This is a genomic window from Streptomyces sp. NPDC006743 (genome assembly GCF_040703815.1).
Lineage (GTDB): Bacteria > Actinomycetota > Actinomycetes > Streptomycetales > Streptomycetaceae > Streptomyces.
Genome location: NZ_JBEYJA010000007.1, coordinates 174,696 through 191,709, shown reverse-complemented (window position 1 = coordinate 191,709; position 17,014 = coordinate 174,696). Strand labels below are relative to the sequence as shown.

Below are 17,014 nucleotides of genomic sequence, written 5' to 3'. Positions count from 1 at the left end.
TGCGGCTCAGCCGGCGGTGCCGTAAATCGTGCGGGACCCGGGACGGTGCCGCCGGGGAGTGGCCGCGATCGGGCGCCCCTCGAACAGCACCCGAAACCATTCGTCCTCGAGCAGTACGGTGACGGTCGCGCCGCAGTACCGCATACCGACGTCTATGGTCTGTCGGTCCACCATGATCTGCCCGCTTTTGTGGACCTTCCGGGTCACGTGGAGCTCGTCGTCGAGCTCCACCGGTGGATCCACGGGGACGGTACGCGGTTCGACGATCGCGGGCGGCGGAGTGGCAACGACTGGGGGGTGGAGGTACTCCCAAGTGCGCTCGCGCAGCTTCGTCATGGCCTTGGATTCGACCTGGCGTACGCGCTCCCTCGTGACTCCCAGGGCCTGGCCGATGGCATCCAGGGTCAGTTCGGGCCCGCCATCGAGCCCGTGCCTGAGGGTGATCAGATGGAGTTCTCGTGCGCTGAGGCAGTCGAGGATGCGGTGGACCTCTTCCGGAGACAGGTCTTTGTAGTAGGTGTCGGATTCCCGCCAGTGCGACCCGCGGATGCTCCGGTCGACCTCTTCGTGCAGCGCGTCGTCACCGATCGCCTCGGCCAAGTCCTCCAGCGGAACCGTCCGGCGCACACGGGACAGCAAGGTCTGCGCCTCGGGCAGAGGGACGCCCGCCTGAGCGGCTACTGCCGGAAGGGCGTCCTGCGGGACGGTGTAGCCGAGGTTCCGTGCTGCCTTGCTCAACGCGGTCACCGTATCGTGGGCGTGCACCGGAAGCCGGACGGTGCGGCTCTGGTCGGCCACGGCCCGCTGGATCGCCTGGCGGATCCAGGGCACGGCATAGGTCGAGAACTTGAAGCCTTTGCGGTGGTCGAACTTGTCGATCGCGTGCAGCAGGCCGATGTTGCCCTCCTGGATCAGATCCATGAGGTCCAGCCCACGTCCTGTGTACCAGGTGGCGATACTCACCACCAGCCGAAGATTCGCCTGGGCGAAGTCGGTGAACGCCTGCTCCCCGATTTCCACCAGCTGTCCGAGCTCACGGCGCAGCTTGGGTGCGATCTTCCGGCCGCCCTCGTCCAGTTTCTCCCGCGCCAGCAGTCCTGCCTCGATGGCATGGGCCAGTTCCGCTTCCTGCTGCCGGGAGAGCAGCGGGTACGCGGCAATCATCTTGCGGTAGTACTTCAGCGGGTTGAACACGGGTCGTCCGGTGGGGGAGTCCTCGAAACCCACGTCAGTCTCCCGGGAGGGCGGACGCGGCGGCGACTTCGGCGTCGGCGCGAACGGAACCGGGTCCGGCCGCAGCGTTCGTGCCGTCAAGGCGGTCAGGTCGAGTCGGCTGTCCGGGCTCAACTCCAGGGTGAAGCGAGGCCCGGGAGCCTTCTGCGCAGGTATGGCGGGGAGTCCGGATAGGTGGGAGGGCTCGTCCGGCGTCCGTGCGGGCATAGAGCGGTTCGGCCCGGATGATGCTTCACCGTCGGCCGGTACCCCGAACTGGGCTGCCACGGCGGGAGGGAGCGTGACACCCTCCCTTACGACCCGGCTCAATGCCTCGGTCAGCGCGGATTTGTTCACGCCGAGCAGCAGCCGCCGCAAGGCTGCCAGAGTCAGAACCCGCTTCGGACCTGCCGCCGCCAAGAGCTCGGCGTGCAGCGCGGCCGGCGTCGCGGCCTCTACGTTGGTCGTCATCGACGTGCCCCCCATGTGCTGAACAGCGGTGCAATGAGCCCTCTCGTATTGGACCACCCGCCACTGACAACGTGGAACGTCCGAAGCCGCACGCGGAGTCTGTGTGTCTTTGACGTGAAGGAATGGTAAAACGGTAAACATTAACCGGTCCGTACCGCAAGAAGGTAGGGCTCGGTCGGGGAGGGAAGCATGCTGGTGGATCCCGCGCAGTTGCTGGACGACTGCGAGCGGGCGTGGCGCGAGGCGGGGGAGCCGCAGACTGTCGGCGGGGTCGACTCCGTCGACCGGCGGACCGCACTCGTCCTGGAGGCGCTCGTGGCCTATGTTCTGCTCGCGGAGCGGTCCGGCCTGAAACGAGACGCCGTGTTCACACGCTGGCCCGCGTGCACGATCCACGGCGTGGTGTTCGGCTCGCAGGGGGGCACCCCCAACCTCGCACACATGCTGTCCGAGGCGCGGGCACGCGTGGTCGAGGCCCGGCCCGAACTCGGCCGCCGTCGCGCCGCCTCGGGCCCACCGACGACTGACGCGGACTGGATTGCGGCCGCACAGGAGGCGGCCCGCTCGCTGGGCTGGACCTGGTGCCCACCGACCACCACAGCGGTGGGCGCCCCTCCACCGGACCTCGTCCCCTGGCATGCCACGACCCCTCCGGAACTCCGCCTCGGCCCCGGTGCCGGCAGCGTCATGTTGACCCTGCCCGGCGGTCCGGACGCGGCCGCCTGGCAGTTGGCGGCCGACGGTGAGTCGTTCACCGCGTCGCCGCCGCACTGGGTTCTGCCCGGCCCTGTACGCCGCGTCGAGACCACCGACCCGGCCGGCACCGCCCACGCCTTGGCCGTCGTCGACCCGGACACCGTCCTGCTGGCCTTCGCCGCCGACGGTCATCGCATCCCCCTCGACGAGCCGCTGCCCGCCACCGAGATCCACCTGCTGCACGTGGGCACCCTGGAGACGGAGGGCGTGCAGGGCGCGGTCGTCGAACTGCCCACCCCGTACGGCTGGAGCGGATGGACCCTGAGCCAGGTGTCCCTGGTCGGCGTGACCCGGCTCCGTACCTCCGAAGCCGCGCCGGGCAGGTGGCTGGAGGTGGCCGTCGGGCGGTCGTTCGGCTGGGAAGGGGGTGCGACGCTGCCCTGGCTCACCGGTGAGGACGGAGTACCGGTGTGGCACCGGCGGCCCGCGCTCCGGCTCCGGCGCCGGCCTGGGGAGCCGGAGGCACAGCACTGGCAGGTGGAGGTGCGCCGTCCCGGCCACGAGGCGATCCTGGCCTGCCGCACCGGCCCGCCCGGCGCCCTCCTCGACCCCTGGGAGCACGTTCCCGGCCCACTGCTCGGCCCGTACGAGATCCTCGTCCACCGTCCTGGGCAGCGGGGGGCGGCGTCGTCTCACCGCTTTCCTGGCCGAAGGCGTCGAGGCCACGCCTTCGGCCGAGTGGCGCCTGTTGGCCCCACAGGGCGGACTGGTGCCGACACGACTGGACCTCCGTGCCGGTGGATCGGTCACCGTCTCCCGGAGCGCGGTCGAGTTCGCCCCGTACGAGATCACCAGGGACCTCGTCCTGCGCGACGGTGCGCGTGGGTTCCGGGTCCAGGCGCTCGTCCCGTACTCCGAGGTCCGCCTGGAACTCGACGGCAGTCCTCTTCCCTGGTCGATCCGGCCGCTCGACATCGACGCGGCCGACCTGGCGCGGGACAGCGCCCTGACCGTGCGCCTGCCCGAGCAGGCTGTGGCCGCAACTCCCCAACTGGTGCTTGTCGTCGAGGGAACGCCCCTGGTCAGCCTGCAGCCGGAGCGGCGCGTCCGGACCCGCAGGGGCGACCTGCGCTACTCCCTGGCCGCCCTGACGGACACCGTCCGCGACTGCGCCAAAGCCGAACTGCGGCTGCTGGTCGCGGGGCAGGACGTGCACGTCGGCACCGTCCGCACCCAGCCCATCGCGGAGGACGTCGTACCGGACGGCACCGGACTGCTGCTGCGCGGGCTGCGCCATCCCGGCGAGCTGACCGCCCGGCTCTACCAGGTCCTCGCCCCGTGGCGGCAGCCGCTGAGCGTGCCGGTCGACGACAGCGGTCGTATCCCGCTGCCCGCCGCCTGGCGGTCGGCCGGCCCGCTCGTCATGAGCCTGCACGCCGGGACCCACACGGCCGACGCCGCGCCCTCCTGGCCCCACCTGCGTGACAGCGACACCCTGGTGCTGCGCCGTTCCCCCTGGACGTCCTCGGTCGTCGACGGCACCGTCGCGGCCCGGACCACGGAGTACCTGGGCGGACGCGGAACACTGCCGCGCGGCACCGACGCCGTTCCGTACCAGTGGATCGTGGCCGCCCGCGGCCGGGACCTGCAGGCGTGCGGGGCGAAGGAGAGCGCACCGGCAGAGTGCCTGCAGGCGCTGGGGGAGGCCGGGCCCGACGCCCTCCTGGGTGCGGCCGACAGCTCCCTGCGTTCCGGCGAGCTGGCCGCCGCGCTGGTGGGCAGCGGCCTGGCCGCCCTGCGCATCCGGGAGGTGACGGATCCAGCCGGAGTCCGCCCCGTCTGGAGGCGAGCGCCCCTGTGCGCGCTGCTGCTCACGGCGCCGCTGCTGCCGTACCTGTCCGGCGACCCGACCTACGGGATCGACGAGCTGTACCGGGAGGAGAAGGAACTCCTGGACGAGGTGGGACAGTTCCTGGGCCGTGTCGGTACGGCGATCCTTTCCGGGCAGGGCGACCCCAGCCGCACCGTCGGCCGGTTCGACGCCCACGCCCGAGCCCTGAACGAGCTTCCCGAGATCCAGCAGCAGGCCGTGTGGCGCACGGCGGGTGTCGTGCCGCGCGGCCTCCTGGACACGGACACCCGGGCCGCAGCCGCCTGGCAGGCGTTCCGCGACCGGCGCACCCTTCAGTACTACGCCGTGCGTGAGGAGTGGGAGGAGTGGCTGACGGCCGTCGAGAACTTCCTCGGCGACGGACACCCCCTCCTGGCCACGGCGTTCCGTGACCGGGGGCCGGGTTCGCTGCGCGGCCCCGATGAGGCGTGGATGCGGGTGCCCCAGTTCTCGCTGGGATGCGCGCTGATCGCCCGACTCGCCGCCGTGGGAGACCCGAGAGCCGTCGGACTGGAGCGGGGACTGCGGCCGTTGTGGACGTCCGTGGCCGTCCACGCGCCCGACCTCACGGCCGTCGACCTCGCCCTCGCGGAATGCCTGGTCGCCGCCGAGACCGTACAGGCCACCAGCTGAGCCCGGCCGGAGACAGCCGTCCCGACGGGAGCCGTACCGGCCTTCGACCGTCGTTCCCCACAGCCGCCCCCGCCCCGCCCGCCGCAGACCCGGAGTCAACCCGTGCACAGCCTCGACCCGCTCGCCACGTCCACACTGATCAGCGACACCTACCGCCGCTATCTGCGCTCCCTGCTGCCCCTGCGGGAACCCCGCCTGGCCGAGGCCCTCGCCCAGGCCATCGACACCAGCCCGCTGCTCACCAAGGGCCCCCTGCTGGAGGCCACCCCCGCCTACGCGCCGGGCGCCACCCTGAACGAACTCATCGGCGAAGGCGTACTGGATCCGGCGTTCCGGCAGCTGACGGGTCCCGCCCTGCCCGCCGACCGCCCCCTGTACCGGCACCAGGAGCAGGCACTGCGCAAGGCCACGGCCGGACACAACCTGGTCGTCGCCACCGGCACGGGCTCCGGCAAGACCGAGAGTTTCCTGCTGCCCATCCTCAACGCGCTCGCCGCCGAACACGCCCGCAGCACCCTCGGCCCCGGCGTCCGCGCTCTCCTGCTGTACCCCATGAACGCGCTGGCCAACGACCAGATGAAGCGCCTGCGCCGACTGCTCGCCGCAGCCCCCCACATCACCTTCGGCCGCTACACGGGCGATACCAAGGACGACCCGCGCCGAGCCGCCGACACCTTCGAGCAGCTCAACCCCGGCGAACCACGCCTGCCCAACGAACTGCTCAGCCGCCGCGAGATGCGCGCCACCCCGCCCCATCTCCTGCTCACCAACTACGCCATGCTGGAGTACCTGCTGCTCCGCCCCCAGGACATGGATCTCTTCGAAGGAGACCACGCGGGCGGCTGGAAGTTCATCGTCGTCGACGAGGCCCACGTCTACGACGGGGCACGCGGCGCCGAACTGGCCATGCTGCTGCGCCGGCTGAAGGACCGGGTGGGCCAAGGACGCGACATCCAGGCCATCGCCACCAGCGCCACCGTCGGCGCGGAGGAGAACCCCGCCGCCGTCACCGCCTTCGCCCAGGCCCTCTTCGACGTCCCCTTCCACTGGGACGCCGACGACCCCGCTCTACAGGACCTCGTCACCGCGACACGGGTGGCCACGCCCGACGGCCCGCACTGGGGACCGCTGCCGATCACCGAGTACCTGCGCCTGGCCGCCACGGCCGACCCCGGCCCCGAGATCGTGTCGGCCGCACGCATGCACGGGCTGCCCGCCGACACCACCCCGGCCGCCGCCCTCGCCGCCGAAGCCGGCACCGCCGCCCTGCGCCGAGCCCTCGCCGAGGGGCCCCGGCCCGTGCGTGACATCGCCCAGGCCGTCTTCCCCGGCGATCCGGTGGGACCGGCCGCGCTCACCGCGCTCATCCAGCTCGCGAGTCAAGTGACGGACACCGATGGTGCCCCCGTTCTCTCCGCCCGCTACCACCTCTTCGCACGGGCGACCGAAGGCGCGTTCACCTGCCTCGCTCCGGACGGTCCCCACCTCGACCTGGCCCGCCACGAGGTCTGCCCGCACTGCGCACGGCCCTCCTTCGAGCTGGGCGCCTGCCGCCGCTGCGGTGCCGTCCACCTGCACGGCACCCTCGGCGGGCCCGGCGCCCGGTCCCGCCTCGCGCACCGCAAGTCCCCTGACAAGCCCCACACCTGGTTGCTCCTGGACGGGGACGACTCGGGCGCCGGCATCGACGAGGACGACGACACCCTCGGCGAGAGCGCCAAGGGCGGACTCAGTGAACGCAGGTTGTGCACCCGTTGCGCCACCGTGTACCCCGCCGGAACGGCGGTCTGCACGGCGGACGACTGCCGGGGGACCGAACTGCGCCGCGTCCACCAGCTCGACACCCGCGAGGGAACCCCGGCCTCCTGCCTCGCCTGCGGCGCCAGCGGCCACGGCATGATCCGTCTCTTCGAAACGGGCAACGAGGCCGCGGCCTCGGTCCTCGGCACCGCCCTCTACCAGGCGCTGCCCCCGGCGACCGACGGACCCGCCGCCGTGCTGCCGGGACGTGGCCGCAAGCTGCTGTTCTTCAGCGACAGCCGTCAGGCCGCCGCCTACTTCGCCCCCTACCTCGAGGGGTCGTACACCCGTATCCAGCACCGGCGCCTGATGACCCAGGCCGCCCTGAAGGGCTGCCCCGATCCCGACGAGCCGCTGCACATCGACGACCTCGTCGCCCACACCATCCGCGCCGCCGACCACGCCGGCGTCTTCCGCCGCAACGACTCCCGTCAGGCCAAGCAGCGCGAGGTCGCCCTGTGGGTGATGCAGGAAGTGCTCAGCATCGACGACCGCCAGTCGCTCGAAGGCCTCGGACTGCTCCGGGTCGACCTCGACCGCGAGCCCTTCTGGCAGCCGCCCGCCGCACTCACCTCCCTCGGCCTGACCGACGACGAGGCCTGGTGGCTGGTGCAGGAGCTGCTGCGCACCGTGCGCAACCAGGGTGCGCTCACCATGCCCGAGGACGTTGACGCGGGCGACGAGGCGTTCGCCCCGCGCCGCGGGCCCGTCTGGGTCCGTTCCAAGGGGTCCGACGCCAAGCGCAAGGTGATCAGCTGGCTGCCCAGTGCCGCGGGCGTCTCCAACCGGCGTGTCGACTACCTGGAGCGGGTGCTCGAAGCCCTCGGACTCCGGAGCGACCGGCATGGGACCGCCCTGGAGATCCTGGGCCGGCTGTGGACCGACCTCACCACCGGCCACCTCATCGACTGGATGAAGGGGGAGAACCAGTCCGGCATCGGCGCGGTCCGTCGGCTCGACCACGCCTGGCTGCGTCTGCGGCCCGTCACCGAGGACAGCGAGCCGCTGTACGCCTGCGACCGCTGCCGCCGGGTCGTCGCCGTCTCCGTACGCGGGGTGTGCCCCACCCTGCGCTGCACCGGCCGCCTCGAGGAGTACAAGCCGACCACTGAGACGGACGGCCACCTCCGTCGCCTCTACCGCACCTTCGATCCCGTTCCGCTGCGCGCCCAGGAACACACGGCCCAGTGGACCGGTGAGAAGGCGGCCGAGATCCAGGGCGAGTTCGTCCGTGGGCAGGTCAACGCCCTCTCCTGCTCCACCACGTTCGAGCTCGGCGTCGACGTGGGCGAACTGCAGGCCGTCGTCCTGCGCAACATGCCGCCCTCCACCGCCAACTACGTGCAGCGGGCCGGACGCGCCGGCCGGCGCGCGGACTCCGCCGCGCTCGTCCTCACCTACGCCCAGCGACGCCCCCACGACCTCGCACGGTTCGCGGAACCCCACCGGATGATCGCCGGAGAGGTCCGGGCCCCGATCGTTCCCGTCGACAACGTCCGGATCGACCGCCGCCACGCCCACTCGATCGCCCTCGCCGCGTTCTTCCGCGCCATGAAGGAGGAACGGGGCCGCATCTGGCGTAAGGCGGGAGAGTTCTTCCTGCCGGACGACACCACAGGCGAGACCGCCGCGCACCTCGTGCGCGACTGGCTCACGCCCGTCCCGGAGAGTGTGGCGGCCTCGATTCGCCGTGTGCTTCCCGCAAGCGTCCAGGACGAGATCGACGTGGAGTCGGGCTCCTGGGTCGGTGAACTGGACCGGTTGCTGCGGGCGGCGGGACAGATCCTCGACCAGGACGTCACCGCCTACAGCGAACGACGCGACCAGGCGGTGGCCGCCCGCAAGTACCGGCTGGCGGACATGTACGAGAAGGTCATCCGTAACCTGACGCACCGTGACCTCCTCGGCGTCCTGGCCAACCGCAACGTCCTGCCCAAGTACGGCTTCCCTGTGGACACCGTCGAACTGCGCATCCCGCAGGACAGCGGCGCCGTATCGGGTCAGCTCGAACTCACCCGCGATCTCAGTGCCGCCGTCCACGAGTACGCGCCGGGAGCCGAGATCGTGGCGGGCGGCCGTCTGTGGGCGTCCGCGGGCGTCTACCGCCTGCCCGACCGCGAACTGGTCAGCCGTTACTACACCGTGTGCGACACCTGTGGCCGTTACGGTGAGGCCACCGAGCCCGTCGATCCCACCTGCACCGCCTGCGGCACACTGTCCACCTCCGCGCCGCGTCGCTACGTCGAGCCGGTCTACGGTTTCGTCGCCGCACGCGGACCCCAGCGCAGCCCGGGACAGACACCGCCGCGCCGCTCCTGGCACGGCGACGTCCACATGTCCACCGACACCGCGGACGTCCACGAGGGAACCACCGTCTTCGCCTCCGGACACACCACGGCCTGGTCGGCGGGTGCCCGGGGCGAGATGGTCGTCGTCTCGGAAGGGCCGGGCGGCGCCGGGTACGAGATCTGTGACTGGTGCGGCTGGGGTCGTCCGCACGCGCGGGCGGGGTCCCGGGGCGCGGCACACCCTCATCTGCTGAAGGACGCGCAGTGCACCGGACCGCTCCGGGTCGTCTCCCTCGCGCACCGGTACCAGACGGACTTCCTCCAGATCCACTTCGACCCGTTCACCGCCCTCAGCGCGACGCAGGAAACCCTCCGTTCCGGTCTCTACGCATTGCTGGAAGGCGCGGCCACCCACCTGGAGATCAGCAGGGACGACATCGACGGCACGGTCCACACCGGAACCGACGGCATGCCCTCGCTGCTGCTCTTCGACACCACACCCGGCGGGGCAGGAAACGTGATCCGGATCGGCGAGCACCTCGAACCGGTCGTCGAGGCCGCACTCGCACGCGTGGGCGGATGCGAGTGCGGACAGGAGAGCAGCTGCTACGCGTGCCTGCGCACCTTCCGCAACGAGCGCTTCCACGAGTTGCTGAGTCGCGGTGAGGCCGTCGTCCTACTCGATGCTCTGGCGGGCAGGAGCACGAGCTGAACGGTAGGAAGGCGCTTGCCTTGCGTCCCCTCTTATGATCGGAACCGAGCGAGTGGAACAGTCCGGCCCTGGCCTGATCATTCATCCAGGGCAGTCAGCAACGAGTCGGTGTGAGTCCGGAAAACACCTGGCGACAGCTGACCGGACTTGCGAATGGTTGTACCCTGCGGACAACGCCCTTGACCCGCAAAAGCAGGCAGGGAGCAGACAAACCGGGAGTTCCTCCGTGTTTCGTACCATGTTCAAGTCCAAGATCCACCGCGCCACCGTGACCCATGCCGACCTGCACTACGTCGGCTCGGTGACCATCGATGCCGATCTGCTCGACGCCGCCGATCTCCTGCCCGGAGAGCTGGTCCACATCGTCGACATCACCAACGGTTCGCGTCTGGAGACGTACGTCATCGAGGGCGAGCGCGGGTCGGGGGTCATCGGGATCAACGGGGCCGCGGCTCACCTCGTGCACCCCGGGGACCTGGTGATCCTCATCAGTTACGCCCAGGTCACCGACGCCGAGGCGCGGGCCCTCGTGCCGCAGGTGGTGCACGTGGACGCGGACAACCGGATCGTGGAGCTGGGCGCCGATCCGTCCGCCCCCGTGCCCGGCTCGGACCAGGAACGCAGCCCGCGGTCCGTGCCCGCCTGACCCGACACCCACCCCGGGCGGCGGCCGTCCGGGCACTGCGAGGAGATTTCCCATGAGTGACATCGAGATCCGCGACGACCGGGAGGCCGGCCGGCTCGAGGCCGGCGCGGAGGGTGAAGTGGTCGGCCGTATCGAGTACTTCGTCCTGGAAACGCCCGGGCGTGCCCTCGTTCCGGTCCACACGATCGTGGAACCGGCCCACGAGGGCCGGGGCATCGCCGGCTCCCTGGCACGCGAGCTGTACGCGACGGCAGAGCGCGAGGGCGTCGCCGTGGCCCCGCTGTGCCCGTACGTCACCAAGTGGGCCGAGCGTCACCCCGACGAGGCCCCCGCGCCCGCCCCCGGGATGCGGCAGGCCGCCAAGGAGTGGCTGGCGGCGCATCCGGGGCGGTTCTGAGCACGATCGGGGAGCCCGCCGTGCCGTCCGCACCGGCCGGTCCGCGCGCTCCGGCCGTGCCCGCCGTGCTCGCGCTGCTGCACACCTCGCCCGTGCACGTCCCGGTGTTCGACGCCCTGCGCGAGCAGGACCACCCGCGGCTGCGGCTGCGGCACTTCGTCGACGAGGGCCTGCTGCGCAGGGCCCGCCGGGGCGGCCCGGAGACGGTGGCCGGCGACATCGCGACGGTGCTGGACCGGGCCGTGGCCGAAGGCGCGGGCGCGGTCCTGTGCACCTGTTCGACCATCGGCGCGGTCGCGGAGACCGCCGGTGCGGCACGCGCGCTGCCCGTGCTGCGCATCGACCGTCCGATGGCGGCCCAGGCGGTGGCCGCGGGACCCCGGGTGGTGGTCGTCGCGGCGGTGGAGAGCACCCTCGATCCGACCGTCGCCCTGCTCCATCAGGAGGCCGAACGGGCCGGGCGCCGCCTCCGGGCGCGCCCCCTGCTCGTGCCGGGTGCCTGGGCCCGCTTCGAGGCCGGTGACACCGAGGGGTACCTACGGGCGGTCGCGGAAGCCGCCGACTCGGTCACCGGTGACGAAGCCGACGCCGTCGTCCTCGCCCAGGCCTCCATGGCCCAGGCGCGGGACCTGACGACGACATCCGTGCCGGTCCTGTCCAGCCCGCGCCGCGGCCTCGCTGCGGCGGCCCGGGCCGCGACACGGGCAGCGGGAGCGGCAGCCCCGGCGTGACCAGGACGGAGGGCGGCCAGGATGGAGGGGGTGGCCAGGACGGAGGGGCGGCTGCTCCTGGGCGCGCTGACGTCCGGACGGATGGACGTCCGGAGGGGGACGTCCAGAGAGGTGGACATCCGGAGGGGTCGACATCGGCACGATGGACGTCCGAAACGGTAGCTGTCCGAAACGGTAGGTGTCCGGAATGGTGGAGGCCCGGGAGGGTCGGGCCGTCCGGGTCGCCGGGCCGGATGAGCCCAGCCGGGTCCTCGCCGTCCTGCCCCCGGGTGACTGGCGGGGCGGGTGCCGGGTAGGCGGGGGAGTAGTCCAGAGCCGATGTCGACCGACTGGCCGGAGGACACCATGACCGACCCGTACCCCGACCCCGTAGCACCGCCGCCCACTCCGGGCCCCCGCCCGGACCCCGCTCCGGGCCCGGCACCCGGCCCGGACCCGGTGCCCACACCCCAGCCGCACCCGGCGCCCCAGCCGCCCCCTGTGCCGGCGCCCCCCGGACCCGGACCGACGCCTCCCGACCCGGCCCCTCCCGGGCCGCCGCCGGGGCCGGTGCCCACGCCGCCGCCCCCGGGACCGCCGGAGCCCTCCCCGTCCCCGATCCCGCCGGGCCCGGAGCCGGTGCCGAACCCCGAGCCGGGGCCGCCCCTTTCCTGACGGCGGCTCGCCCGCCGTCAGCCTGACCCCGTCGATCCGGGCCGCCTCTGCCCTGACGGTGGCCGGCACGCCGTGAGGGCAGAGGCGGCCCGCACGCCTAACCCCGAGCCGGGCCCACCCGCCATCCCTCGCAGCGGCCCGCCCGCTGGCCCTGGCAGCGGCCCCGGCGGCCACCGTCAGCGACCCCCGCATGCCGCCTACGCAGTCACCTCGGACCGGTCGCCGCCCCACAGCGTGTGGAAGGTGCCGTCCCGGTCCACGCGCCGGTAGGTGTGCGCGCCGAAGAAGTCGCGCTGCCCCTGGGTGAGGGCGGCGGGCAGGCGTTCGGCGCGCAGGGCGTCGTAGTAGGCCAGGGCCGCCGCGAAGCCGGGGGTGGCCACGCCCTGACGGGTCGCCGCGACCAGGACCTCGCGCCAGTCGTCCTGGGCCGCGGCGATCTCCTGCGCGAACGTGTCGTCCGACAGCAGGCTCGGCAGGTCCGGGCGGGCGTCGTAGGCGGTCCGGATGCGGTCCAGGAAGGCCGCCCGGATGATGCAGCCACCGCGCCAGATCGAGGAGACGGCGCCCAGGTCGATGTCCCAGCCGTACTCCTCGCTGCCCGCCGCGATCTCGTGGAAGCCCTGGGTGTACGACACGATCTTGGAGGCGTACAGCGCCTGCTCGACGCGGTCGGCGAACGCCGCCGCCTCGGACGCGGACAGCGCCGACGCCTTCGGGCCCGTGAGATGGCGGGAGGCCTCCCGCAGGGCCGCGTGCCCCGACAGCGACCGCGCGAAGACCGCCTCCGCGATGCCCGACACGGGGACGCCGAGGTCGAGCGCGATCTGCACCGTCCAGCGTCCGGTGCCCTTCTGCTCGGCCTGGTCCACCACCACGTCCACGAACGGCTTGCCCGTGGCCGCGTCCACATGCGCCAGGACCTCCGCCGTGATCTCGATCAGGTACGAGTCCAGACGGCCGGTGTTCCAGGTGCGGAAGATCTCCGCGATCTGCGCGGGGGAGTACCCGGCCACGTCGCGCAGCAGCTGGTACGCCTCGCCGATCAGCTGCATGTCGGCGTACTCGATGCCGTTGTGGACCATCTTCACGAAGTGCCCCGCGCCGTCCGGGCCCACGTGCGTCACGCACGGCGCGCCGTCGGCGGCCTTCGCGGCGATCTTCTCCAGCATCGGACCGAGCGAGTCGTACGACTCGGCCGAACCGCCCGGCATGATGCTCGGGCCGTGCAGCGCGCCTTCCTCCCCGCCGGAGATGCCCGTGCCGACGAAGTGGATGCCCTGCTCGCGCAGCTCCCGCTCGCGGCGCCGGGTGTCCGCGAAGTGCGCGTTGCCGCCGTCGATGATCATGTCACCGGGTTCGAGCAGCGGCGCGAACTCATGGATCACCGCGTCGGTCGGCTCGCCCGCCTTCACCATGACGACCAGCCGGCGCGGGCGCTCCAGCGCCGCCACGAACTCCTCGGCGGTCTCGGCCGGGACGAAGTCGCCTTCCTTCCCGAACTCCTCCACCAGCGACCTCGTCCGCGACACCGTCCGGTTGTGCAGCGCGACCGTGTAGCCGTTGCGCGCGAAGTTCCGGGCGAGGTTGCGGCCCATGACCGCGAGTCCCGTGACGCCGATCTGGGCTGTAGTGCTCATACCGCCTGCTCCTCAAAGATCCGATGGATCGCCGGGTCCTGCCGTCGTCCGCGGGGCTTCCCGAGCCGCCCGATCCGCCCGGAACTGTCAGGCTTCCCGCCTTGCGACCATCCTGGCCCGCCGGTACGCCGACCGCACATCCGTGCCGCCGGTACGCCGACCGCACATCCGTGCCGCCCGCGTGCCCTTCCGCCCGGCTTGCCCTCCCGCCCCGCGTGCCCTTCCCCGGCGCGATCCCCCGTCCCCCGTCACCTCCCGTCCCCCGACACCTCCCGTCCCCCGACACCTCCCGTCCCCCGTCACCTCCCGTCCCACGCGGCCCCCGTGCCACGCGGCCCCGTGCCTCGCCTCCCGCCTCACCTCGCCCCCACCCCGCGGCCGCTCCCCTCCCCGTCCTGATCCCTTGCGCGACCGGGTGCGCCCCGGCTCCCGGCTCTCCCGGGCGGACGCCGCCGTTCCGGCCAACGTACGAGCGGTACCGGCCACTTGAGCCACCGAAGCGGCCGATTGCCGTCTTGTCATGGCTCGTTCGGGGCATCTACTTTTGCCGCTCCTGACGCATGGCGAGGGGGAACGGACATGGCCGCACGCGGCCGGCACCGCCGGTACCAGCCGAACAGGATCAACCGCGCCTCACTGACGGTCACGGTGGGCGGCGCGGGCATGGCCATTCCGCTGATCGGCGCGGGCACGGCGTACGCGGCCGACGCGGCGACCTGGAACAAGGTGGCCGCCTGCGAGTCGAGCGGCAACTGGAGCGTCAACACCGGCAACGGCTACTACGGCGGGCTGCAGTTCACCCGGTCCACCTGGGCGGCGTTCGGCGGCACCAGGTACGCGCCGCGCGCCGATCTGGCCACGCCCGAGCAGCAGATCGCGGTGGCGGAGAAGGTGCTCGGCGGACAGGGCCCCGGCGCGTGGCCGGTGTGCTCGGCGCGGGCCGGCCTGACCGCCGCCACGCCGCAGCCCGCGCACCACACGGGCAGCGGGACCGCGCAGTCCGCGCAGTCCGCGCAGTCCGCGGACCGTACGGGCGGCGGGACCGCGTCCCACGGGGCGGCCGGGAGCCGGACCGACCGTGCGGCGGCCCCCGCGCACGACGTCAGACCGCAGACCACGCCGCAGTCCCGCGCGGGCACCGTCGAGATGTACACGGTGGTCCGCGGCGACACCCTCTCCGGCATCGCCGACGACCGCCATGTCCGCGGCGGCTGGCGGCAGTTGTACGCGGCCAACCGGACCGTCGTCGGGGACGACCCGGACTTGATCCTGCCCGGCCAGCGGCTCTCCGTGCACCCGACGCGGCAGGCGCCCGCCCCGCACCAGGATTCCGCGCCCGCCCACCGGCCGGCCGCTCGGCAGAAGACGAAGCCCGCGTCGAAGCCCGCCTCCCGCTCGGAGAGCGGCAGGGCCGGCCGGCCGCACACCGCCTCGCACACCCTCGTCGCCCCCGTGCACGGCCCCATCGGCACCGGCTACCGGGCGTCCGGTTCCCACTGGTCCAAGGGCTACCACACGGGCGTCGACTTCCTGGTGGGCACCGGCACCTCCGTGCACGCGGCTGGGGCGGGCCGGGTGGTCACCGCGGGCTGGGGCGGTTCGTACGGGTACCAGGTGGTGATCCGGCACGCCGACGGCCGCTACACCCAGTACGGGCACCTGTCGGCGATCTCCGTCCGGGCCGGCCAGTCGGTCACCGCCGGGCAGCGCATCGGCCGCTCCGGGGCCACCGGGAACGTCACGGGCCCGCATCTGCACTTCGAGGTGCGGACGGGACCCGGTTTCGGATCGGACATCGACCCGGTCGGCTATCTCCGGGCGGGCGGGGTCGCCATCTGACCCCGGCCGGGCGGCGTCAGGATCCGACCCGGGGCCGGTGCCGGGCGAGGACGGGGATCGGGACGTACGCGACCCCGTGGACGAAACCGCAGAACGGGCCGCTGTACAACGTGTCCGTCTCCGGCCCCGGTTCATCCGCCGTCACCGGTCCGCTCTGCGTCGGGCGGCCCTGCGTCGGTCCGCCCTGCGCCGGTCCGGCTCCGGAGGCCGCCTCGCGCGGCGCCGGGAGAGCGGGCAACACGAGCACCGCGGGAGCGGCAGGCGCGGCGGCAGGAGAGGCAGGCACCGGGGGGCCGGCGGGCACCGCGGGAGCGCCAGGTGCCGCGGAAGCGGCGGGCGCCGGGGGAGTCTGCCAGGGCAACGCGTCCTGCCCGGGTGCGGCCTCCCCGGAGCCCGCCGCCGTGCGTTCGATGCGCTCGGTCGTCAGCAGGATCAGGCCACCCGCGGCCACCACACCGCAGCCCAGGGCGAGCACGGTGCCCGTGGTCCCGTAGCGGAAGGTTTCCCCGAACATGGTGATGCCGACCGCGGCCGCCGCCATCGGATTCGCCACGGTGAGCGTGGCCAGCGGGGCCGCGAGCCCACCGCCCCGGTACGACGCCTGCGACAGCAGCGTGCCCGCCGTGGCCAGGACGGCGATCGCCGCCAGCGACGGCAGGTCGGCCGCCGTGATCCCGTCGGTCCAGTCCACCGCGACCGCCTTGGTGAACACCGAGGACATGCCGAACGCGATACCGGAACCCGTGGCGAGCAGCACGCTGCGCACGGCGGGGTGCCGGTGCGCGGCACGCCCGGCCACCGTCAGCGCGAGCACCGCCCCGCCGGTGAAGGCCGCCAGGGCCACCCGCTGGGCCCCGCTCAGCGACTGCGCGTGGGACGCGCCCACCAGGGACAGCAGACCCGCCAGACCGGCCGTCGCCATGACCGCGCCGCGCCACGCGGCGGCGCCCGCCCGGCGGCCGACCAGCAGGGCGGCCATGGGCAGGGCGAACACGATCGTCAGGGCGCCCAGCGGCTGGACCAGACTGAGCGGGCCGCAGGCCAGCGCCACCACGTGCAGCAGGCCGCCCAGACCGTTCAGGCCGACCGCCGCCCACCAGGCCGGCCGGCGCAGCGGCGCGTACTGCTCGCCGGGAGCGGACACCGCGACCTGCTCCTGCACGATCGCGCCGCCCGCGTACGCCACGGCGGACACGAGTGACAGCAGCACGGACAGCGCGAGGGCGCTCATGAGCTGGTCCTCTGCGGGAGGCGGGGGCGTCGGGCCCGGCGCGGCGAACAGGCGGCTTCCATGGTCCAACACCTTGCCGTGCCGATCTCTTCCCGTCGTCGTCCCTGAGCAGTCAATGGGTCATACTGCCGATGGAGTAGCCGTCCCGCGGTGTCCTCCCCAAGGTGGGCGACACG

The 17,014-nt window shown here is 72.8% G+C and carries 9 protein-coding genes; 6 read left to right on the top strand and 3 right to left on the bottom strand.

Features of this window, described 5'->3' with window-relative positions; genetic code table 11:
• Positions 1-6: 6 nt before the first annotated feature.
• Positions 7-1,683 (bottom strand): sigma-70 family RNA polymerase sigma factor, encoded by a 1,677-nt coding sequence (locus ABZ719_RS09175; RefSeq protein WP_366724565.1) that lies wholly within the window; start codon positions 1,681-1,683, stop codon positions 7-9.
• A gap of 1,465 nt (positions 1,684-3,148) precedes the next feature.
• Between ABZ719_RS09175 and ABZ719_RS09170 the strand changes: the two genes are divergently transcribed.
• The 5 genes from ABZ719_RS09170 to ABZ719_RS09150 all read left to right on the top strand — a co-directional run bounded on the left by ABZ719_RS09170 (position 3,149) and on the right by ABZ719_RS09150 (position 11,477).
• A complete protein-coding gene (locus tag ABZ719_RS09170) occupies positions 3,149-4,903 on the top strand; it encodes a hypothetical protein (protein ID WP_366724564.1) in 1,755 nt (584 codons plus the stop codon).
• A 102-nt stretch (positions 4,904-5,005) separates the two neighbouring features.
• The gene (locus tag ABZ719_RS09165) at positions 5,006-9,703 is read left to right on the top strand and encodes a DEAD/DEAH box helicase (protein ID WP_366724563.1); all 4,698 of its coding nucleotides are present in this window, start codon (positions 5,006-5,008) and stop codon (positions 9,701-9,703) included.
• 226 nt (positions 9,704-9,929) lie between these two features.
• A complete protein-coding gene (panD, locus tag ABZ719_RS09160) occupies positions 9,930-10,349 on the top strand; it encodes an aspartate 1-decarboxylase (RefSeq protein ID WP_366724562.1) in 420 nt (139 codons plus the stop codon).
• 52 nt (positions 10,350-10,401) lie between these two features.
• Positions 10,402-10,746 carry a GNAT family N-acetyltransferase gene (locus tag ABZ719_RS09155; RefSeq protein ID WP_366724561.1) on the top strand — a complete coding sequence of 115 codons (345 nt, stop codon included), beginning with the start codon at positions 10,402-10,404 and terminating at the stop codon, positions 10,744-10,746.
• 65 nt (positions 10,747-10,811) lie between these two features.
• On the top strand, positions 10,812-11,477 hold the full coding sequence (locus ABZ719_RS09150) for an aspartate/glutamate racemase family protein (protein WP_366724597.1): 666 nt from the start codon (positions 10,812-10,814) through the stop codon (positions 11,475-11,477).
• An 851-nt stretch (positions 11,478-12,328) separates the two neighbouring features.
• Here ABZ719_RS09150 and gndA read toward each other — a convergent pair.
• The gene (gndA, locus tag ABZ719_RS09145) at positions 12,329-13,768 is read right to left on the bottom strand and encodes an NADP-dependent phosphogluconate dehydrogenase (RefSeq protein WP_366724560.1); all 1,440 of its coding nucleotides are present in this window, start codon (positions 13,766-13,768) and stop codon (positions 12,329-12,331) included.
• Positions 13,769-14,347: 579 nt separating this feature from the next.
• Between gndA and ABZ719_RS09140 the strand changes: the two genes are divergently transcribed.
• On the top strand, positions 14,348-15,607 hold the full coding sequence (locus ABZ719_RS09140) for a transglycosylase family protein (protein ID WP_366724559.1): 1,260 nt from the start codon (positions 14,348-14,350) through the stop codon (positions 15,605-15,607).
• Positions 15,608-15,623: 16 nt separating this feature from the next.
• Here ABZ719_RS09140 and ABZ719_RS09135 read toward each other — a convergent pair whose 3' ends face one another.
• Positions 15,624-16,838 carry a DMT family transporter gene (locus tag ABZ719_RS09135; RefSeq protein WP_366724558.1) on the bottom strand — a complete coding sequence of 405 codons (1,215 nt, stop codon included), beginning with the start codon at positions 16,836-16,838 and terminating at the stop codon, positions 15,624-15,626.
• Positions 16,839-17,014 lie beyond the last annotated feature (176 nt).